Origin of the sequence: Alkalimonas cellulosilytica (assembly GCF_036325985.1) — a bacterium.
In the GTDB taxonomy this organism is placed as follows: Bacteria; Pseudomonadota; Gammaproteobacteria; order Enterobacterales; family Alteromonadaceae; genus Alkalimonas; species Alkalimonas cellulosilytica.
This window is the reverse complement of the sequence record NZ_JAUHLI010000008.1, coordinates 188,912-209,004: the sequence shown is the minus strand read 5'-3', so window position 1 is coordinate 209,004 and position 20,093 is coordinate 188,912. Positions and strand designations below refer to the sequence as shown.

At 51.3% G+C, this 20,093-nt stretch carries 16 protein-coding genes and 1 riboswitch; of the genes, 10 read left to right on the top strand and 6 right to left on the bottom strand.

Annotated elements, in window-relative coordinates; all coding sequences use genetic code 11:
• Nucleotides 1-77: 77 nt before the first annotated feature.
• Nucleotides 78-168, top strand: a riboswitch (cyclic di-GMP riboswitch).
• Between the two features lie 126 nt (nucleotides 169-294).
• Complete coding sequence (locus tag QWY20_RS09940; RefSeq protein ID WP_091337817.1) at nucleotides 295-666, top strand: DUF3718 domain-containing protein; 372 nt, start codon at nucleotides 295-297, stop codon at nucleotides 664-666.
• 62 nt (nucleotides 667-728) lie between these two features.
• On the opposite strand, the gene QWY20_RS09935 is transcribed toward QWY20_RS09940, so the two are convergent.
• Both QWY20_RS09935 and QWY20_RS09930 read right to left on the bottom strand, forming a co-directional pair.
• Nucleotides 729-1,880 (bottom strand): chorismate mutase, encoded by a 1,152-nt coding sequence (locus tag QWY20_RS09935; RefSeq protein WP_330128862.1) that lies wholly within the window; start codon nucleotides 1,878-1,880, stop codon nucleotides 729-731.
• Nucleotides 1,881-2,072: 192 nt separating this feature from the next.
• Nucleotides 2,073-4,427: a penicillin acylase family protein gene (locus QWY20_RS09930; protein ID WP_330128861.1), complete on the bottom strand. Its 2,355-nt coding sequence runs from the start codon at nucleotides 4,425-4,427 to the stop codon at nucleotides 2,073-2,075.
• Between the two features lie 55 nt (nucleotides 4,428-4,482).
• Between QWY20_RS09930 and QWY20_RS09925 the strand changes: the two genes are divergently transcribed.
• Nucleotides 4,483-5,142, top strand: a complete 660-nt coding sequence (locus tag QWY20_RS09925) for a cytochrome b/b6 domain-containing protein (protein ID WP_330128860.1) — start codon at nucleotides 4,483-4,485, stop codon at nucleotides 5,140-5,142.
• A 49-nt stretch (nucleotides 5,143-5,191) separates the two neighbouring features.
• Here QWY20_RS09925 and QWY20_RS09920 read toward each other — a convergent pair whose 3' ends face one another.
• Nucleotides 5,192-5,653 carry a c-type cytochrome gene (locus tag QWY20_RS09920; protein WP_330128859.1) on the bottom strand — a complete coding sequence of 154 codons (462 nt, stop codon included), beginning with the start codon at nucleotides 5,651-5,653 and terminating at the stop codon, nucleotides 5,192-5,194.
• Nucleotides 5,654-5,790: 137 nt separating this feature from the next.
• Between QWY20_RS09920 and QWY20_RS09915 the strand changes: the two genes are divergently transcribed.
• The 3 genes from QWY20_RS09915 to QWY20_RS09905 are packed head-to-tail and all read left to right on the top strand — an operon-like array spanning nucleotide 5,791 to nucleotide 13,212.
• The gene (locus QWY20_RS09915; protein WP_330128858.1) at nucleotides 5,791-8,751 is read left to right on the top strand and encodes a bifunctional diguanylate cyclase/phosphodiesterase; all 2,961 of its coding nucleotides are present in this window, start codon (nucleotides 5,791-5,793) and stop codon (nucleotides 8,749-8,751) included.
• Between the two features lie 22 nt (nucleotides 8,752-8,773).
• Nucleotides 8,774-11,911, top strand: a complete 3,138-nt coding sequence (locus tag QWY20_RS09910) for an amidohydrolase family protein (RefSeq protein ID WP_330128857.1) — start codon at nucleotides 8,774-8,776, stop codon at nucleotides 11,909-11,911.
• Entirely contained in the window at nucleotides 11,908-13,212 is a 1,305-nt protein-coding gene (locus tag QWY20_RS09905) for an amidohydrolase family protein (RefSeq protein ID WP_330128856.1), read from the top strand. Before QWY20_RS09910 ends, QWY20_RS09905 begins: the two co-directional genes overlap by 4 nt.
• Before the next feature lie 69 nt (nucleotides 13,213-13,281).
• Here the strand turns inward: QWY20_RS09905 and QWY20_RS09900 are convergent, their stop codons facing one another.
• Nucleotides 13,282-14,004 (bottom strand): PEP-CTERM sorting domain-containing protein, encoded by a 723-nt coding sequence (locus tag QWY20_RS09900; RefSeq protein ID WP_330128855.1) that lies wholly within the window; start codon nucleotides 14,002-14,004, stop codon nucleotides 13,282-13,284.
• Between the two features lie 165 nt (nucleotides 14,005-14,169).
• A complete protein-coding gene (locus QWY20_RS09895) occupies nucleotides 14,170-14,565 on the bottom strand; it encodes a translation initiation factor (RefSeq protein WP_330128854.1) in 396 nt (131 codons plus the stop codon).
• Nucleotides 14,566-14,654: 89 nt separating this feature from the next.
• Here QWY20_RS09895 and QWY20_RS09890 point away from each other — a divergent pair, with 89 nt between their 5' ends.
• From QWY20_RS09890 to QWY20_RS09880, 3 genes are all read left to right on the top strand, one after another.
• Nucleotides 14,655-15,368, top strand: a complete 714-nt coding sequence (locus QWY20_RS09890) for a GAF domain-containing protein (RefSeq protein WP_330128853.1) — start codon at nucleotides 14,655-14,657, stop codon at nucleotides 15,366-15,368.
• Between the two features lie 29 nt (nucleotides 15,369-15,397).
• The gene (locus QWY20_RS09885; RefSeq protein ID WP_330128852.1) at nucleotides 15,398-16,591 is read left to right on the top strand and encodes an amino acid aminotransferase; all 1,194 of its coding nucleotides are present in this window, start codon (nucleotides 15,398-15,400) and stop codon (nucleotides 16,589-16,591) included.
• A 115-nt stretch (nucleotides 16,592-16,706) separates the two neighbouring features.
• On the top strand, nucleotides 16,707-17,129 hold the full coding sequence (locus tag QWY20_RS09880) for a CBS domain-containing protein (protein ID WP_330128851.1): 423 nt from the start codon (nucleotides 16,707-16,709) through the stop codon (nucleotides 17,127-17,129).
• A 25-nt stretch (nucleotides 17,130-17,154) separates the two neighbouring features.
• Here the strand turns inward: QWY20_RS09880 and ettA are convergent, their stop codons facing one another.
• Nucleotides 17,155-18,816, bottom strand: a complete 1,662-nt coding sequence (ettA, locus tag QWY20_RS09875) for an energy-dependent translational throttle protein EttA (RefSeq protein ID WP_330128850.1) — start codon at nucleotides 18,814-18,816, stop codon at nucleotides 17,155-17,157.
• Between the two features lie 144 nt (nucleotides 18,817-18,960).
• Between ettA and QWY20_RS09870 the strand changes: the two genes are divergently transcribed.
• Both QWY20_RS09870 and folE read left to right on the top strand, forming a co-directional pair.
• Complete coding sequence (locus tag QWY20_RS09870) at nucleotides 18,961-19,314, top strand: DUF2750 domain-containing protein (RefSeq protein WP_330086031.1); 354 nt, start codon at nucleotides 18,961-18,963, stop codon at nucleotides 19,312-19,314.
• Between the two features lie 91 nt (nucleotides 19,315-19,405).
• Nucleotides 19,406-20,053 carry a GTP cyclohydrolase I FolE gene (gene folE, locus QWY20_RS09865; RefSeq protein ID WP_330128849.1) on the top strand — a complete coding sequence of 216 codons (648 nt, stop codon included), beginning with the start codon at nucleotides 19,406-19,408 and terminating at the stop codon, nucleotides 20,051-20,053.
• Nucleotides 20,054-20,093 lie beyond the last annotated feature (40 nt).

Genomic DNA, 20,093 nt, shown 5'->3' with positions numbered 1-20,093 from the left:
CGTCAGGCTGTCCGGTTTAAACGATGAAATTTTTATGACGCTATTGCTATAGTCGTTTGAGTTGGTTAATATGTGCGCACTTCGAAAGGCAAGACATCCGAAAGGGTGATCACGCAAAGCTTCAGATCTAACGGAAACAATGTTTCCCATGATAGCTGGGCTGCCATTAAGTGTCGTCCTGACCTTAATGTGAACTGCAACAGCAGTCGTCATATCGACCTTTCGCAAGCACAAGCTAATCACCATTCAAAGACGAATGGATTCTGACTAATTTACGGTTTTTGGAGCCAGAAAATGAAATTGAAATTTGTAGCTTTAGCGTCTGTACTTGCAGCCACTGGTGTGTTCAGCTCACAGGCTCAGGCCGATCAACAGCTTGCTGTGTCTATCTGCTCGTATGTTGCAGCGGATAGCCGTAATGATTTACGTAAAACCTTAAGTGATCACCGTTTGCGTCTGCGCAACGTGTACGATGGTATCCTGTGTGATGGTCTGCCACTGGTACGTCATGCCATTCGCCACAATGCCAATGATACTGCTGACTTTATCATCCGTCAGTTGCCAGGCAGCCAGGTAGCTTCTTCTGGTGATATTGAGTGGGCTGAAAGCAATGGTTTTTCTGGCTCGCCGGTCATTGAAGCCATTCGCGCTCGCGCCAATAGCTAATTGTTGTACACCCTCCCTGTTTTTTTAAGGCGCCGGTTTGGCGCCTTTTTTTGTGTGTTAGTTTAAGCTTCTACTTGGGTTGGCTGGATGTCCTCACTGGGGTAACAACCCAGCACTTTAATAAATTTGGTGATGCGGTTTAGCTCTTCCAGCGCTCGGGTCATAGCGTAGTCGTTGGCATTGGCCAGCACATCCACATAAAACATTTCTTCCCACGGGTTGCCAGGTATAGGACGGGACTCTAATTTTGCCATGCTGATACCATGACGTTTTAGCACGGTTAAGGCATCGACCAAAGCCCCAGGCTGCTGGCCGGTAAACATGATAAAGGTGGTTTTAGCGGGTATGGCTTTTGCTACGGACACTGCTTTGCGGGCAACCACGATAAAGCGGCTGACGTTGTCTTTTTGGTTGGCAAGTTCGCGCGCCAGTACCTCCAGGCCATAAATTTTACCGCCGGCTTCACCGCCAATAGCAACCATGGTTGGATCCTGCTTTTGCTGAACACGCTGAAAGGCATCGGACGAGCTGTCGCAATACTCAACCTTAATATTGGTCAGACCCAACAAAAACTGGCTGCACTGGGCAATGACCTGAGGGTGGGCGCAGATCTGGCGGATTTGATTCAGCGGAGCTCCCGGCAAGCCAAGCACGCAATGATCTATCGGATGGGTCAGTTCGCCGACAATGGATAAGCGGGTGTGCTGCAGCAAATCGTAGACTTCGTTGATGCTGCCTGAGGAAGTGTTTTCAATGGGCAGCACAGCATAATCGGCGTGGCCGGTTTCAACCGCTTTAATAATTTCATTAAAACTGTCGCAGCCAATATCAATGATTTGCTCTGCCCGGCGGGTGAAGTATTTTTGCGTTGCCCAGTAACTGTATGAGCCTTGACCACCAAGGTAAGCAACTTTGACCGAGGGCCCTTGCATACCCCGCAGTTCACCCTGCAGCTTGGCTTGTTGCTGCAATACGGAGTCTTCGATGATGACATGAAATAACCGGGTGACATAGTGGGCATCCAGCTCCAGTGCCTTGCCGCTTTCGATCAAACGTAGCAGCAACTCTTCTTCACGTTGTTGATCGCGGATAGGCTTATTCTGGCTGATTTTGGCCTCGGCAACGGCCAAAGCCAGCTTGCGCCGTTTGGCCAGCAATTGCAGCAACTCCTGATCGGTATGCTGGATTTGTTGTCGTACTTCAGTTAGTTCCATGACGGATCATCCTCGTTGCATTCTGTCGGTGTTTGGTCAAAAAAAAACCTCCCTTCGAGGGAGGTTTTGGGTGTTCTGCACGCGCGCAACACTACCTCCCGGGTTGGGTGGTAAAAAAAACAAAAAAGAGTGTGTTGGTGTGAGCGCGTTTCATCCTGTTTTTTTATCAGTCTGGATGGCTAAAGTCAACTGTTAATGCGCTGGTCGCAGCAGTAAATGGTATTTTTCTGGCCCGGGTAAAAAGGCAAGCTCCTGCTCGTGCAGCCAATAGCGGTGGTCGGTCCGATAAAAAGGGGACAGCGGATGACCAGACTGACCAGCCGGAACCGTCAGTATGCCGTGCTGCTCAAAGCCAGGAGCAACCACCATGCGTTGCGACTGTCCGAAACCAGGCCGTTGCACCCGAGGCATATGGCTATCACCTGCTAAAGGATCGGCTGGCATATTCAGATAATGGCCTAAAAACGGCACGGCGCTGGCCAGGGGGTGCCAGAAACGCGCCCTGTTTTGCTCACCCCAACTAAGCTCACTCAGCTCTTGCTGTCCTCTGGTCAGATCGCTATAGCTTTGCACCACCGCCGTTTGCAATAAATCGTCCCAACTGGCAAAGGCCGCTGGTAAGGTATCGTGCCGGCGTTGTTGCAGCATTTGCCAGGCTGGGGCCGCCAGTGGATATTTTAAGTCATGGCTGCGAAATCCTTTGCTTTCCAAATAGGCGCTCAAAGGTGCAAACAGCAACTCGAGGGTTTTTTGCCGAAAAGCACGAACCAGGGAGTAGCCAATGGCATCGGTGGCGGCATAATCACTGCTGGCTGTCACCTCCTGCTGGTAGTCATGCAGCTGATGAAGCTGAATAAACTCAGGGGTCAGTTGCTCCAGTAACAGCTGTCGCCAGGGCTGTAACATTTTGGCCTGATGATCCAGCTGAATTGCGTGTAGATCTTGTTCGGTAAACTGGGTTTGGGCCAGCAAGCGTTGCTGTATTTGCCAGCCTCTGGCACCCATATCATAACCACCATTACCAAGTAATTGATAGTTGCTGCCCCCGACTACTCGGGCATTGGCAGACCATAGCCGCTGCAGCTCTGGATTGATCAGCTGTGGTTGCTGCGCTGGCTCCAGATAGCCCAGCCAGCTATTGTCACCATTGCTCCAGTCTTGCGGTTTGTCCCAGTCACTGATTTGCCGTTTGGGTATTGGGCCCATAATACCCCAGCCAATCTGTCCTTGTGAGTCCGCTACCAGGATGTTTTGTGCAGGAATGCCTGCCATGGCAGCGATGCGCAGTGCCTGAGGCACGGTGCGGGCGGCTTCCAGTTGCATTAACTGCATATTGACCGCTTCGGAATCGTAAGCCACCCAGCGCAGCGCATAGCGCTGTTCATCTGTCATGGCTGGTAATAGCGGCCCCCACTGGGTCTCTTTTAGCTGCAGCTGGGTGGCTGTCTGGCCTTTGACTTCAATCACTTCATGGTGCCATATAAAGTCTTGCCAGCCATCTGGTGTCAGGTACTGCTGGCCATCTTCGCTGAGTTGCAGTGCAATCACATCGTGCCAGTCGGCGGTGCTGTTGGTAAAACCCCAGGCGATATGGCCATTACTGCCAACCACGATAGCAGGCGCGCCGGGTAAGGTGAGACCGGTAACTCGCTGCAGACCTTCAGCAGCTGGCCAGTGGATGTCTGCTTTAAACCAGGTGGCCGGTACCCGAATGCCAAGGTGCATATCATCAGCCAGGATGGCGCTGCCATGTGCGGTGATAGCGCCAGCGACAGCAAAGTTATTGCTACCGATATCCACGCTGTCTTTGACGCTGCAATCCAGGCAGGCCAAGTTTTGTTGGCGCAGAATATCCGGGTAGGAGGTCCGTGGCATCGGGACTGGCGGTTTACTGCTCCCATCAATGGCGGCTTGATAATCCGGATGATGTTGCTGCAAAAAAGCCAGCCAGCCCGTTGGGATTGCATCGGCCAGAGCGCCCATTGCTAATTCATCACGGCCTTGCTTGCCTTGCAATTCCAGATACATGCTAAAGATGGTGAGCAGCGAGTCTTCTTCTCGCCAGGGTTCAGGCTTGCTTTGTAACAGCAGGTACTCAAAAGGTCGTACTCTCAGCTGTGATAAGCCATCGTTAACGCCATGGGTGTATGCTGTGAGCAACTGCAGTTGTTCCAACGGTAACTGGTGTAAAATACTACTGGCACGGCTACGAAAACGGTGTTGACGCAATTGAATGTCGGCATGGATGGCGCGTGGACCAAATAAAGCAGCCAGCTCACCGGCAGCATTGCGGCGCAGCAAGTCCATTTGGAAAAATCGCTCCTGAGCATGGACAAAGCCAAGCGCATAGGCCGCATCTTGTCGGCTATAAGCCTGAATTTTCACATAGCCGGTATGATCGCGACTGATCGCTACCTCGTCTGCTACCCGCACCAACACTTCGCCCTGATACAGCGGCAAACTGGCTCGCAGCACGAAGTAAGCGGTCATCATCGCGACCAAAGCCAGCAGCAGTAAGCCTGCGATTATCCATTTTAACCAGCGCATATGCTAAACTCTTTGGCATAAAATCAGAAGGTTAGCATAGCATTCGGAGGTGTGCATGACGGTGATGAAAAAAGTCTGGGATCCGGCGGTGCGGTTTTTTCACTGGAGCCAATTGCTGCTGTTGGCAGGGCTCTGGTATACCGGCACAGAAGGCCTGATGGAGTGGCATCAGTTGTTGGCTTATACTCTGGCTGCTGTTTTGCTGGCCAGGATTTGCTGGGGATTTTATGGCAGTCAAACTGCCCGTTTCAGTCAGTTTGCCGCCAGTCCGAGAACCGCCATAGGTTACTTACAGCGGCCGCAGCCGGTGATGGGGCATAACCCAGCGTCGTCTTATATGATCTTTGCTTTATTGCTGTTGGTTTTGCTGCAGTTTATCTCCGGCCTGATGACAACCGATCATATTTTCACCGATGGGCCGCTGGTGCGATATGTGTCGAGCGAGACGGTGTCTTTAGCCACACGCTGGCACAAACTGGGCATTGATATTTTATTGGTTGCTGTGGTTGTGCACATCATCGCTGCCATTTGGCACAGCTGGCGGCATCACAATGTAATTATGGGGATGCTGCATGGCAAGTTACCTACAGCAAAGGATGTGAATGTGCCTGAACCCAAAACAGGCTGGAGTTTCTTTGTATTGGTGGTGCTGTTCTGGCTGGCGTTTTACTGGTGGCAAGGGGCGGATTTAATTCGGATGTTATCCTACCAGTGAAGCAAAGGGGCCTGTTGGCCCCTTTCTGATCATGTGACAGCAGGTGTGTTTAATCAGCCCGGTAGTTATCGTGACAGGCTTTGCAGTTATTGGCAAATTCACGGAAGGCGCCCTGAATGGCACGGCGATCTCCACCTTGAGCGGCTTCATGCAGTGCCGCTGCATCAGCAGCAAACTTTTCTCCACGCTGATTAAAATCGTCCAGGTTTTGCCAAAGCGCCGCTTTTACTTTGCCGCTGGCATGATCGGCGCCCGGGATATTAAAGGCTTCCCACGGGAGTTGAGTCAGGGTAGCCAGTGCTTCAGCCCGACGTTGTACCCGCTCAAGATCATAAGGCACATTGCCACGAAACATGTCGTTAATATCCACCAGATTAAAACGAATGGTTTGAAATGCTGCCTGGCGGTAGCTCACTGCGTCTTCGCCATTGACAAAGGCATTGGCTTGAGCTGTATGGCTAAATAAAGCACCAGAGCATAGCAAGGCGACTGTAATAAGAGCTTTTTTCATGGTAACTCCTGTTGGCTTATCCTCTTTACCCAAGTCACTATACTAAGGGACTTGTCATAAAAAGTGTAGTATCTTAAGTTGTAGTCAGGATCTGACCATCACTTTACTCAGCAATAACAACAACAGGCTCCTTGGTAGTGAAAGATCTGCATTTGCAAAAACCCTCCGGTTTGCAATCGCTCAGCGTGAAATTAGCGCTGTTGGTATTTATTTGCACGATGGGGGCGGGCATTGCAGTGCTATCGGGGGTGTTGTTTTTGCAACGTGCTGTTCTTTTAGAGCAGGAACAAAACAATTTAGCGAGCCTGGCTTCGCAGACGGCGAAGCATATTGAGCAGCTCATCACGCAAAAAGAAAAAAAAGCGCTGGCTGCCAATCAGTTACTCACCCGCTCTTTGCAAGGGGATGCAGGCTCAGTTGCTGTGCCCTTACAGCCGGGAGAGGATGGAGCTGTCCGGATCCGTGATACGGCCTCAGGTGCTTTTCTGCCAGGATCACAGCTTGGCACTGAGGCAGAGCGCTGGTTTGCTGCCAGTGAGGGCGGTTGGCCAGAGCTTGCTGCCATGATGCGGCAGGATTTTTTCAATTTCTATTTTATCAGCCATGATCACTTTATCCGAATTTCACCAGCCGATTGGGCACTGGTCATTGATGCTGAACACAATTTTCACCAGGATCTGTTTTATCGACTGGCGACCCCGGAGCATAACCCCGCGCGAATACCGCGTTGGACGCCGGTGTATTTTGATGACATCTGGCAACAGTGGATGATCAGTCTGGTTGTGCCTGTGTACCTTGATGATAGGTTTGTTGGTGTCACCGGCTCCGACTATTTACTGGACGACCTTTTTGCGGATTTGACGTCATTGGTACTGATAGCCAGACAGTATCAACTGATGGTGTTTGAGCGAACCGGCAATCTGCTGATGGCTCCGGGGCAGCGTCCGCAGCCTGAAGCCCGAATGAATACCCTGCTGGAAGGTCTGGAGGTTTCGGATCCTGAGCTGCAGGCTTTTAAGCAGCAATTGCTGAAAGAGCCCGAGCGCAATCAGTTTTATAGTGGCCGGAGTGAGCACTATGTATTGCAGGCTGCTCCTATTGAGCGTTTGGGCTGGTTTTTAACCCTCTACAGGCCCTCAGCAGACACCTTTCATACACTGCAAAGCATTCAATCCAAAGTCGTTGTGCTGTTCGTGCTGATTGCTTTGATTGTGGCCGTGTTGTTGCAGTTTTTTATCTATCAACTGGTGTTAAAGCGACTGAACCGGGTATCGGATGCATTGGTCCGGCTTGGTCGGGGTGGGTATCACACTTTAAAGCTGGATCAGAGCAACGATGAGATTGGTGTGCTGAACCGTGCCGTCGAAGGAATGTCGGGTGAAGTTGGTGAATTATTGGCTGGTTTAAATACCCGTATTGCAGAAAAAGAACAGGCCGAACGCTCGACCAGAAAGCTGACCAAAGCAGTGGCTTTTTCCAGTTCCGGCATTGTGTTAACCGATGAGCAGTTGCGCATTGAATACCTGAATCCTTTTTTAGTGGATTTGTTGTTGTTGCCCGCTGAAGAGGCGGAGGGTAAGTCCATCACCGATTTAATCGCCATGGAGATGGCGTTTGTGCGGGAGGAGATGTTGCAAACCATCCTGTCGCGCCACCACTGGCGAGGTGATATCTTGTTAGCACATCAGGCTCAGCAGTGTTGGATGTCGATGGCAATTGCACCGATTCGGGATGAAAAAGGTACAGTCACTAATTATGTCTGTGCTTTGCAGGATATTTCGTTCATCAAAGAAAGCCAGCAAAAGATGGAGCAACTGGCTTACTTTGATGTGCTGACCGGCCTTGCTAACCGGGGGTACTTTCGCGAACAACTGCGCAAGGCACTCGCGATGTCGCAGCGAGGTCATTACTCCTTTGTACTGCTCTATTTTGATTTGGATGAATTCAAACTCATTAACGACACTCTGGGGCATGATGCAGGTGATGAGTTGCTAAAAGAAGTAGCGAAGCGGCTGATCAGTCGTTTGCGTGAGGAAGATACCATTGCCCGGCTGGGTGGTGATGAGTTTGCCGTTATTCTTAGTGGCATTGAAAGCCGGCAACAGGCTGCGTTGATCGCAGAAAACCTGCAGCACTCCTTTGCCATGCCGGTTAAACTGGGATCCCATGAGGTTGCCATTAGTGCCAGTATTGGCATCACCATGGCACCCGAAGATGCCGGTGATGAAGAGTTGCTGTTAAAGCATGCCGATTTAGCGATGTATGAAGCCAAGGCGCGCGGTAAGAACACCTTTCACTTCTTCAGTCAGGATTTGAATGAGGCGGCCAAAGAGCGGTTGGAGCTTGAAAATCAGCTGAGAGAGGCCATTCGTGAACATCAGTTCATGCTGTATTATCAGCCAAAAATCGACCTGAACACCCAGCGTATTATTGGCTACGAAGCCTTAATTCGCTGGTTGCGACCGGATAATAAGCTGGTGCCGCCAGCTCGTTTTATTCCGGTGGCAGAAAGTACCGGTCTTATCGTGCAAATTGGTGAATGGGTACTGTGGGAGGGTTGCCGCTTTCTGGCGCGTCAATGCAGCCGCGGTTTCAATGTGGACTTATCCATCAACTTGTCGGCACGGCAGTTCAGAGATAACAGTTTGGCTGAAACGGTGGAGCGAATTTTGAAGCGTACCGGGGTAGAACCGAAACGAATTATTTTCGAAATTACCGAAAGTATGCTGATGGGCGATACCGATGCGGCTATTCATCAGCTAAATCAGCTGAAAAGCCTTGGTGTGTCTTTATCTATTGATGATTTTGGTACAGGCTATTCATCGCTGAGTTATTTGAAACGCTTCCCGGTCGATGAGCTTAAAATTGACCGCTCCTTTGTGCAGGATATCCCGGAAGACAGCAACGATATGGATATTGTATCTGCCATCATTGCCATGGCGCAGCAAATGAATTTGCGGGTGGTGGCTGAAGGGGTTGAAACTGCTGAGCAGGTAGCGTTTCTTAAGCAGCATCATTGCACTTTGGTGCAAGGCTATTATTTTAGTATGCCGTTGGCTGAGCAAGAGCTTAATCAACTCGAATTTACAATCAACTGATCCCAACATCAGGAACACAACAATGACTAAACAACTTCCCTGGGTTGGTATGGTGGCCGTTGCTCTGGCAACGCCTGTCCTCTATGCCGCACAGACCACTCCGCAATTGGGGATCCGGGATAAAACGCCGAACCTGGTTGCGCTTACCAATACCACTGTGACCACCGAGCCAGGCCGCACCCTAACCAATGCCACCATTTTAATTCGCAATGGTGTCATTGAGTCGGTTCGTGCTGGTGGCGCTGTACCCGCAGGCTACCAACAGCATGACTTAAGTGGCCATTTTGTTTACGCCGGCTTTATCGATCCTTTTACCCAGTATGGCGTGGAGCAGGCAAAAGCAGTAGGAGGTTTCCGCTTTGGTGAGCCGCCCCAGTATGAGAACGAGCGCAAAGGGGGCAATGCCAGCAATGCAGCCATCCATGCAGAACGTCGCTGGGCTGATGCCTTCAGACCGGATAGCAGCCAGGCAAAACCACTGATTGAGCAAGGGTTTACTGTGGTGCAGGCAGCGCGTCACGATGGCATTTTTCGCGGTTCGGCTGTGGTAGCTTCCTTGGCGGAAGGCTTACCAAATGAAGTTATCTTAAAAGCCAATGGCAAGCAGTTCATGTCCTTTAGCAAAGGCAGCTCTACTCAGAGCTACCCGTCGTCGCTGATGGGCAGTATGGCGTTGATCCGTCAAACCTTATCGGATGCGAACTGGTACCAGAGTGCGTATGGCAAGACGGATTTGCGCTTTCATAGCCAGCCGATTGAGTACAATGCAGCTTTGGCGGCGTTAGCCAATCTGCCAGAGCAGGGCGTTTTGTTTGAAGCCAGCGATGAACAGTCTCTATTGCGTGCGCATAAATTGTTGGCCGAGTTCGGACTGGAGCGGGTTGTCTTGCTGGGTTCTGGCCATGAGTACAGCCGTCTTGAACAAGTGAAAGCCAGCAACCGCACTTTGGTGTTACCGCTTAGCTTCCCAGCGGCACCGGATGTGCATTATGCAGATGCTCAGCTGGATGTAAGTCTGGCAGATCTGCGGCACTGGGAGCGGGCTCCGGCTAATCCGGCGGCTGTCGCTCAGGCTGGAGTTCGCTTTGCTTTAACCAGCCATGGCCTGGATAAAGTTGCAGACTTTTGGCCAAACCTGCGCCGGGCGATGCAGTATGGCTTAACAGAGCAGCAAGCACTTGCTGCGCTGACCACAGTCCCAGCTGAACTGCTTGGCCTTGGTGGACATCATGGAAAAATTCAGCCAGGTTATCAGGCAGATCTGGTCGTGAGTCGGGGCAATCTGTTTGAAGATGGGGCTATTGTCGCGACCTGGCTGCGTGGTCAGCCGGTGCAGCATCAGGCTCCGGGTCCTGATTTTACAGGTCATTATTCGGTTTTGCTTGCTGGCCAGCCGGCTCAGCTGACATTGACTGGTCGCTCTGGAGCTTATCAAGGTGAGTTGAAACTGGCTGAGACGAGCGTCAAACTGGAGCATCTTCAGCAGCAGGGTGCTCAGTTGCAGTTCAGTCTTGCTTTAAACGATCTGTTACAGCGCACTGAGGTGATTCAGTTCAGTGGGGTGTTGTCAGACAATCAATTAACGGGTCAGTGGCTGGAAGCGAATGGGACGCGCAGTGCGGTCCAAGCCAGTAGACAGCCTCTGCCTGCGAGAGAAGCTGCGCCGGCTACTGAGGCTGCTCCTTTGATTTCACAGCTGACTTTTCCAAATCGTGCCTTTGGCCTGTCAGAGCTTCCAAGTCGGCAAAACCTTCATATTCGAAATGCTACCGTTTGGACAGCTGCCGATGCCGGTGTGTTAACTGAAACCGATGTCATTGTCAGGGATGGCCGTATTCAACGTATCGGCCAGGGCTTGTCTACGCCCAGAGGCTATACCGTGATTGATGCTACCGGCCTGCATTTGACACCAGGCATTATTGATGAGCACTCCCACATAGCTACTGCACAGGGAGTGAATGAAGGCTCGCATGCCAATACTGCAGAAGTACGCTTAGGCGATGTGATAAACCCTGATGATATCAATATTTACCGTGGCTTGGCCGGTGGTGTGACTGCTGTGCAACTATTGCATGGTAGTGCCAACCCGATTGGCGGCCAGGCGCAAATTTTGAGCTTGCGCTGGGGGCAGGATGCTGAAGGCATGAAGTTTCAAAATGCACCACCAAGCATTAAATTTGCACTGGGGGAAAACGTCAAGCAATCGAATTGGGGTGCTCAGTTCAGCAGCCGCTATCCACAAACCCGGGTTGGAGTAGAAACCTTTATCCGTGATCAATTCCAGGCCGCCAAAGAGTACCAAGCCAAATGGCAGGCCTATGAGCGCTTATCACGGCGTGACCGGGCGCAGGTAGCACCGCCACGGCGGGATTATCAGTTGGATACTTTGGTGCAAATCCTCAATGGCGAGCGTCACATTCATACTCACTCCTACGTTGCTTCCGAAATTCTGATGCTGATGGAACTGGCTGAACAGATGGGTTTCCGAATTCAGACCTTCACCCATATTCTGGAAGGCTACAAGGTTGCCAGTGAGATGAAAGCGCATGGTGCTTCTGTCTCTTCCTTTGCCGATTGGTGGGGCTTTAAAATGGAAGTGTACGATGCCATTCCAACCAATACCTGCCTGATGCACGAGCAAGGGCTGAATGTCAGTGTGAATTCTGATGATCCGGGCTTGTTGCGCCGTTTGAATCAGGAGGCGGCCAAGTCGGTGATGTACTGCGGGATGGATGAGCATGAAGCTTTGAAAATGGTCACTATTAATCCGGCGATGCAGCTGAAAATTGCTGATCAGGTCGGTTCCATTGAAGCCGGTAAACGGGCCGATTTTGTGCTGTGGGATGGGCATCCGCTGTCTGTCTACAGCCAGGTGCAGCAAACCTGGATTGAAGGGGCGCGTTATTTTGATCGCGCCAGTGATCTTGCCCAGCGTGAACAACTGGAGCAGGAGCGCTTGCAACTGATCCAAAAAGTACTGACCGCCGGTGAGTCAGCGCGTCAGGGCAGTAGCGTAGGTTATAAAGACGAGGATCCCATCTGGCATTGCGATGATCACCAGGACTGGCTGCAAATCCGCTTTGGACATCAGCGCTACCATCAGCATGGTCACTCCCACGGCCACCATCAGGGCCATCAGCATGCAGGAGCACACCAATGAAGCTGCAGACAATTTTCTCTAAACTTTGTGGTTGTTTGCTGGCAATGACGATAGCATTGCCGGTGCTGGCTGTTAACCCGGTCCCAGGCACTGCGCAGCAGCAACCGATTCTATTGCAAAACGCGCTGGTGCATACGGTCATTGACGCTGAGCCGAAGGTACAAGACGTGTTACTGGTCGATGGTAAGATTGCCGCCATTGGTTCGCAATTGCAGGTACCAGCCAATGCCGAATTGCATGACTTGACCGGCAAGCACCTGTATCCGGGGCTTATTGCCCTGATCAACCAACTGGGCCTGATTGAAGTTGAAGCGGTACGGGCCACCAGAGATGATCGGGAGACCAGCAATACCAACCCGGACTTACGGGTTGAAGTGGCGTTTAATGCCGACTCGGTAGTGATCCCAACTATTCGAAGCAATGGTTTCAGCCACAGTTTGATCTATCCGTCCGGCTCGATGATTACCGGCCGCTCCGCTTTGATGCAACTGGATGGCTGGAATTGGCAGGATGCTCTGGTACAGTCCGATGTGGGTTTGCACATCAACTGGCCGTCCATGACCATTCGTACCGGTTGGCGTGCCAGTCAGAGCCCGGACAAGCAGCGTGAGCAGCAGCAACAGCAATTGCAGCAGCTGCACCGCTACTTTGAACAGGCCCAGGCATATTTCAAAGCGGAGCAGGCTGGCTTGAACCATGGCGTGGACTCGCGCTGGCACCGGATGCTGCCTTTTTTCAAAGGCGAACTCCCACTGTTTGTGCATGCTGATGACCCGCGGCAAATCCGCCAGGCCATGCTGCTGGCACAGCAATACCAGGCTCGTTTGGTCATTGTGGGGGGGCGTGATAGCTGGCGCATGGCCGATGAGCTGGCTGCAGCCAAGGTCGATGTAATTTACACCGCCCCCTTTGGGTTGCCGACCCGGGGTGATGAAGCCTATGACCAGGCCTTTGCGGCTCCTGGCATGCTGCGTGATGCCGGCGTGCGACTTGCCCTTTCCCTGGATGGTTTCTGGGATACCCGCAACCTGGTGTTTGCCAGCGGTCATGTCACCCGTTATGGCTTAAGCCAGGCGGATGCACTGAAGGCGTTAACGCTGGATGCCGCCCGAATCGCTGGAGTGGCTGATCGGCTAGGCTCTATTGAAGTGGGGAAAAGCGCCAGTCTGGTGGTGTCCGATGGTGATATTTTTGATTACCTCGGCCACCGGGTTGAACAGATGTGGATTGATGGCCGCCAGGTAGATTTGGATAACCGCCACAAACAACTGCACAGACGTTATCAGCAGCGTTATCAGTAACAGTTCATCTGTTAGGTATCATAAAAAACCCCTGCATTGCAGGGGTTTTCATTTTGAAGAAAGAACTAATTATTTTCTTAGTTTACGACGTAAGCCCAAACCAGCAAGGCCCGCAACAAACAGGAACAAAGTACCTGGTAATGGTACCGGGTTTGGATCTACTGGCACGATAGGGCTACCACCAGCGAAATCATTGTTATCGGTGTCAGTAATAAATCTGAAACTACCGGTAAATCCTTGACCACCAAAGTCGATGTTCATTACAGTGTACAAATCACCATAAAACACGCCGCCAATAGCTAAGCGATCTGTGTAATTCACATTCACCGTGTAATTGGCAAGATCTGGATTGGAACCAAACAAGGTGAAAGGATTTCCTCGGGCTGAACCAGGAGATAAGACCGGGTCTAGAATGACATCAAACACTGTATTTCCCGGACGACCATTAATGCTGATGCTGGTGATCGCAGTATCGCCATTTAAGGTTTCAAAGGTGAAAGGGTTACCAAAGGTATCGCCATTAACCGAAAGCAACCAGTTGGAACTTCTTGCTTCACCGTATGAAGCCATACCGACAGTGCCGTCCCAGATTATTTCTTCACAAGCACCGGTGATAAAGCAGGTAGTAATGCTCATACCATGCATTTGAGAGCCATTGGTGGTGAAGCCGGTCAAGCTATCTGTGGTGTAAGATACGCCATCAGTAAAGGTAATAATAGGTGATGCTAAAGCACTGCCTGCAAATAAAGTTGCAAAAGCAAGACCAAGTGTTCTGCCGTGAAATTTTTTCATGTCATACTCCGTATGATTGATCGTAATTAGAGAATTTAAATGTGTTTCAATCTATAATGCAAAAATCACGCCTAAAATTAATTTTTATTATTATCATTAGTTTATATTTTTTTGTCACAGGTCGGGCTTGCTGGTGTAAAGGAATTAGACACTATCGCTAAGCGCTTATCCACCTGACCAGATCGTAGCATAACCTAGCTTCTGTAATGCGGCTTCAACTTGAGCGCGCTGATCGTTTTGCAAGAGAATACTGCCGTCTTTGACACTACCACCGCAGGCACAGGCCTGCTTTAATGTTTTACACACGGCTTGCAGTGCCTCCCTATTGCCGGCAATGCCACTGATCACAATCACGGCTTTACCACCGCGTTTTTTGGTCTGACGTTGCAGACGTAACTTACCATCTGCAAAAGCCATGCTGTCCGGTTTTTCTGGTTTCTCTGCAATGATTTTGCCATGTCCGGTGCTATACACCAGATCCTCTCCGGCAACGGGAGTAGAAGAGTTGCTTATACCGGCTTGTTGTTGCCAGTCAGCCAGGGATAGCGTTTTACGATTCATGCCTGCTCCGCTTTATGTCTTACTGTAAATCTTGTTGGCATTTTGCCATTTTTTGCCTAGAATGGCGCCTTAATATTTTAGAAATCTGGATGTCTAAATTGTCGCAGCTTAATCCATTAATCCGCCATTATATTCAGCATACCGGTTTGGATACGGTATGGCAGCTGGATGATCATGAAATTGAACGGGAAGTGTTGTGGTTGGAGCATTTTCTGGATGAGACCGTCCAGCCTGAAGTGTGCTGGAGTTATTTGGTGCCGGAATTAGGTGAGGGTGGGGCCTGCTCGCTGTTTGGTCAATTGGCCGAACAGCCTTATGATTTGGCTGCCACTTTGGGCGGAAAGAGCCCGGAGACGGAGCGTGCTTTACAGCGATTGCAGGTGTTTTGCCAGGCTTTTGAAGCGCGCACCGGTATGGAATGGTTTGGTATTTACCAGGCACGCACCAATCAGGAGCAGCAGCCCGTGCTGGTGAAGTTGGCGTATTATGGCGCCCCTTCCCGGGCCGAATTCCCGTTAACGCCAGAGTTTGCCCGCATGAGCAATAACAGCACCGTTGGTTTGACGGGCAAGGCGCGGGTGATCAACGATATCCCACAGTACCTGGCTCAGGGTGGTGATTACTACACCTGCGATCCAAAAGTTTTAGCCGAAGCCTGTTTGCCTCTGTTTGACCAATCAGGCAGAATAGTTGGCATTATTGATGCCGAAGCTTTTCAAAAAGACGTCTTTAACCCTGCTGCCCTGGCCCTGCTGATTGCCATTTGTTTGATGGTTCCGGCCTATTTGCCTGCAGCAGACTAACCATGCAGTGATTAAAACAGGTGAGCACTATGTTTTCTCAGTTACAGCCGGTGGCAACCGATCCAATCCTTGGCCTGATGGCTGCTTATCAGCAAGATCCAAATCCACATAAAATCGATTTGGGGGTAGGGGTATACAAAGACGAGCAAGGGCATACGGCGGTACTCAAGTGTGTGAAAAAAGCGGAAGCACTGCGTCTGGCCAAAGAAGACAGCAAAACCTACATCGGCATGGCGGGTGATCTCAGCTTTAACCAGCATATTGAACAGTTGGCGTTTGGCAAGGAGCACCCCGCACTTTTGGCTGGTCGCCTGACCACCGCACATACCCCGGGGGGTACCGGTGCCTTGCGGGTTGCCGCCGAGTTTATTAAGCGTGCTAATCCTTCAGCGACCATCTGGGTCACCACGCCAACCTGGGCCAATCACATTTCTCTGTTTCAGGCAGCTGGCTTGCAGGTGAAAGAGTACAGCTACTACGATTACAACAGCAAAGGCTTGCAAGAAGAAGCCATGTTTGCTGAGTTGGCAGAAGTACAGCCTGGCGATGTGGTGTTGGTGCATGCTTGCTGCCACAATCCAAGTGGCCTGGATTTAACCTTCGCCCAGTGGCAGCGTTTTACCGAGCTTGCGAAAGAACGCGGCTTTACCCCGCTGGTCGATATGGCTTATCAGGGCTTTGGGACTGGCTTGGATGAAGATGCTGCTGGTCTGCGTCACTTGGCAGCGGAAGTGCCTGAACTGATTTTGTGCAGCTCCTGCTCGAAGAATTTTGGCTTGTACCGTGAGCGTATCGGTGCCTGTACTTTGCTGGCAGAGCACACCAAGACCGCCGAAACCGCCCGCTCGGTGTTATTAAGCGTTGTGCGTAGTATTTACTCGATGCCACCGGCGCATGGCGCTATCATTGTCAGTCATATTCTGGATAGCAATGAACTGACCACACTGTGGCATCAGGAGCTGGCAGAAATGCGCAACCGCATCAACGATTACCGCCAGCTGATCGTGGATAAATTCAAAGCCGAGGGCATTGCACAGGATTTCAGCTTTATTACCCGTCAGCATGGGATGTTCAGCTTCCTGGGGATCAACAAAGCGCAAATCGACCGCTTGCGGGATGAGTTCAGCATTTACATGGTGGGCTCCAGCCGGGTTAGTATTGCCGGCTTGAACCACAGCAACATCGATTATTTTGCCAAGTCGGTTGCCACCGTGCTGAAGTAAGTCGTATTGGCTTGCAAAAAGCCGTAGCTACTCCTTGATAGGTAGTGCTGCGGCTTTTGTTTTTCTGGCAGATGATCATACACTTAAATCCTATTGCACCACAGGAAAGCTGCACATGCCTGCAATCACTCAATTGATGAGCCGTAACCCGGTCAGTGTCTCCCCGGATGATACCCTGGCGGTGGTGAAAGAGATTTTCGATCAGGTGAAATTTCATCACTTGCTGGTGGTGGATAATCAGCAATTAATGGGCGTGATTTCTGATCGGGATCTGTTTAAAGCGCTAAGCCCAAATCTTGGCACTGCCGCTGAGACCACCAAAGATCTGGCCACACTAAAGAAACGTGTGCATCAGGTGATGCATCGCCAACCGATTAGTTTGTCAGTAGGGGCAGAGGTGATAGACGCCGTGCGGCTGTTTAACCGTGAAGGGGTGTCCTGCATTCCGGTGGTCGACAGTTTTAACCGGCCGCTGGGTATCTTAAGCTGGCGCGATATTATGAAGGCGTTGGAAAAAAAACAGCCACGCCCGGAGTAGAGCGTGGCTATTGTGCCTGTATGGCTTAGATCTTCTTGTACTTGATGCGGTGCGGCTCCAGCGCCTGAGCACCCAGCGTCTCTTTCATCCAGGCTTCGTAATCCGAGTAGTTGCCCTCGTAGAAATTGACCTGACCTTCATCGCGGTAATCCAGGATATGGGTGGCGATACGATCGAGGAACCAACGATCGTGCGAGATCACCATGGCGCAGCCCGGGAAGTCCAGCAAGGCATTTTCTAAAGCCCGCAGCGTTTCCACGTCCAAATCGTTGGTGGGCTCATCCAGCAGCAGCATGTTGCCACCGGCGCGCAGTAGCTTGGCCAAATGCACCCGGTTGCGCTCACCACCGGATAAATCACCGATAAACTTTTGCTGATCGTTGCCTTTAAAGTTAAAGCGACCGACATAAGCCCGGCTCTGCAGCTGAAAATTACCAATCTGCAGGATGTCCTGGCCATCGGAGATTTCCTGCCAAACCGTGTTTTTGGCGTTCATGCTGTCACGGAACTGCTCAACCGACGCCACCTGCACGGTATCGCCAAGCTCAATGCTGCCGGAGTCTGGCTGCTCGGAGCCGGTGATCATCTTAAACAGCGTCGATTTACCGGCACCGTTCGGGCCGATAATGCCGACAATAGCGCCTTTGGGGATGCTGAAGCTTAAATCTTCAATCAGCAAGCGATCGCCGAAGCTTTTACGCAGGTGGCTGACTTCCAGTACCTTGTCCCCAAGGCGCGGACCAGGTGGAATAAACAGCTCGTTGGTTTCATTGCGCTTTTGAAAGTCGGAGTTTTGCAATTCTTCAAAGCGGGCCATCCGCGCCTTGCTCTTGGCATGACGTCCTTTCGGGTTGGTGCGCACCCACTCCAATTCCTGTTTAATGGAGCGCTGGCGGGCCTGCTCGCTGCGCTCTTCCTGCGCCAGGCGGGCTTCTTTTTGCTCCAGCCAGGACGAGTAGTTGCCTTCCCATGGAATGCCGTAGCCACGGTCCAGCTCCAAAATCCAGCCAGCAACATTGTCGAGGAAATAACGGTCGTGGGTAATGGCTACCACAGTACCTGGGTAATCGTGCAGGAAGCGTTCCAGCCAAGCTACCGACTCGGCATCCAGGTGGTTGGTCGGCTCGTCGAGTAACAGCATATCCGGGCGCTCTAACAGCAAGCGGCAAATAGCCACCCGGCGTCGCTCACCACCGGATAAATGCTCAATTTTGGCATCCCAGGCCGGCAGGCGCAGGGCATCAGCCGCCCGCTCCAGCGTATTGTCGAGGTTATGACCGTCTTTAGCCTGAATTAAGGCTTCCAGCTCGCCTTGCTCTTTAGCCAGCGCATCAAAATCGGCATTTTCATCGGCATAAGCGGCATAGACTTCATCCAGCCGGCTGAAGGCTTGCTTTACATCAGCCACCGCTTCTTCAACGATTTCCCGTACAGTTTTGCTGGTATCCAGCTGAGGCTCTTGCGGCAAATAGCCAATTTTGGTGCCGGTCAGTGGCCGGGCTTCGCCTTCAAAATCCTGATCTACCCCAGCCATAATGCGAAGCAGAGTGGATTTACCGGCGCCATTTAAACCCAGCACACCAATCTTGGCGCCAGGGAAAAACGACAGCGAAATATCTTTTAAAATGGTTTTTTTCGGTGGGACTACTTTCGAGACCCGATGCATGGTGTAAATGTACTGTGCCATAGCGTCCACATCATTGGTTGCAATTGCAGAGATTGTACGTGATTTCAGACAGGGCGTGAAGTCACAACCAAGCCGATAACACTGGCACTTTGCCCCTGATTTCTGTTCTAATAGGCGGTATTGCAGCCAACTTTGTGAAGCCTTATGTCTGAAGCACAGCACGATCCGAAATACCAACAGTTTGTCGAAGCCGCAAAAACCAATGGCGTGGTCTATGCGCTCGCCGAAGGTGAAGACTTATTGGTGGTGGAGTCGGTTGAATACGAAGAAACCGATGTGATCCCGTTTTGGTCCTCTGAAGCCGATGCCAAAGCGCATTGTAGCGATGAGTGGGCCAGTTATCAGCCTGAAGCTATCCCACTGGATGTGTTCTGTGATGGCTGGTTAAAAGAAATGTACGATGACGGCCTGTTGATTGGCACCAACTGGGACAGCGAGCTGAGCGGCCCTGAGGTAGAGCCAACTGTTTTGCTGGCTGCGCTTCGTCTGGTACAATAAGCGGTTTATTTGCACCCGTGGCAGCTTCCGGTTGAACCGGCCACAGGGCGCCGCTGTATAAAGGGGAAGATCCCCTTGTTTTGGAAAAGCTATGTTATCTGAAGAAGCCATTCGCGTTCGTAGCGCACTCGAGGAAAAAGGTCTGGAAACTCCGATGCTGGAGACTGGCCTGAGCCGCGATCAGAAGTACCAGAAAATTTCGGCGCTCATGAAGGACGTGGTGCAAACCCTGGGCCTGGACTTGGCCGACGACAGCCTGGCCGAAACGCCACATCGCATCGCCAAGATGTATGTCGATGAAATCTTCTCGGGCCTGGATTACCGCAACTTCCCGAAAGTCACTCAAATTGACAACAAAATGAAGGTCAAAGAGATGATCAAGGTACGGGATATCAGCGTGTCCAGCACTTGTGAGCATCACTTTATTACCATAGATGGTACGGCTACAGTCGCTTACATCCCAGAGACCAAAGTGATTGGCCTGTCAAAAATCAACCGCATTGTCCGCTTTTTTGCCCAGCGCCCTCAGGTGCAGGAGCGTTTAACCGAGCAGGTGCTGGTAGCGCTGCAAACCTTGCTGGAAACGGATAACGTAGCGGTTAGCATTGAAGCGGTGCATTACTGTGTTAAAGCGCGTGGGGTGATGGATACCAATTCCAAAACCCAAACCACTGCCCTTGGTGGTTCATTTCGCGAAGACGCCCGTACCCGTTCCGAGTTTTTTTCACGGTTAAGTTAATCCCTACAAAAACGGCAGCACTGGCTGCCGTTTTTGTTTT

Coding starts and splice junctions, on each gene's coding strand:
- QWY20_RS09940 (WP_091337817.1), top strand. CDS start 295: ATGAAATTGAAATTTGTAGCTTTAGCGTCTGTACTTGCAGCCACTGGT.
- QWY20_RS09935 (WP_330128862.1), bottom strand. CDS start 1,880: ATGGAACTAACTGAAGTACGACAACAAATCCAGCATACCGATCAGGAG.
- QWY20_RS09930 (WP_330128861.1), bottom strand. CDS start 4,427: ATGCGCTGGTTAAAATGGATAATCGCAGGCTTACTGCTGCTGGCTTTG.
- QWY20_RS09925 (WP_330128860.1), top strand. CDS start 4,483: ATGACGGTGATGAAAAAAGTCTGGGATCCGGCGGTGCGGTTTTTTCAC.
- QWY20_RS09920 (WP_330128859.1), bottom strand. CDS start 5,653: ATGAAAAAAGCTCTTATTACAGTCGCCTTGCTATGCTCTGGTGCTTTA.
- QWY20_RS09910 (WP_330128857.1), top strand. CDS start 8,774: ATGACTAAACAACTTCCCTGGGTTGGTATGGTGGCCGTTGCTCTGGCA.
- QWY20_RS09905 (WP_330128856.1), top strand. CDS start 11,908: ATGAAGCTGCAGACAATTTTCTCTAAACTTTGTGGTTGTTTGCTGGCA.
- QWY20_RS09900 (WP_330128855.1), bottom strand. CDS start 14,004: ATGAAAAAATTTCACGGCAGAACACTTGGTCTTGCTTTTGCAACTTTA.
- QWY20_RS09895 (WP_330128854.1), bottom strand. CDS start 14,565: ATGAATCGTAAAACGCTATCCCTGGCTGACTGGCAACAACAAGCCGGT.
- QWY20_RS09890 (WP_330128853.1), top strand. CDS start 14,655: ATGTCTAAATTGTCGCAGCTTAATCCATTAATCCGCCATTATATTCAG.
- QWY20_RS09885 (WP_330128852.1), top strand. CDS start 15,398: ATGTTTTCTCAGTTACAGCCGGTGGCAACCGATCCAATCCTTGGCCTG.
- QWY20_RS09880 (WP_330128851.1), top strand. CDS start 16,707: ATGCCTGCAATCACTCAATTGATGAGCCGTAACCCGGTCAGTGTCTCC.
- ettA (WP_330128850.1), bottom strand. CDS start 18,816: ATGGCACAGTACATTTACACCATGCATCGGGTCTCGAAAGTAGTCCCA.
- QWY20_RS09870 (WP_330086031.1), top strand. CDS start 18,961: ATGTCTGAAGCACAGCACGATCCGAAATACCAACAGTTTGTCGAAGCC.
- folE (WP_330128849.1), top strand. CDS start 19,406: ATGTTATCTGAAGAAGCCATTCGCGTTCGTAGCGCACTCGAGGAAAAA.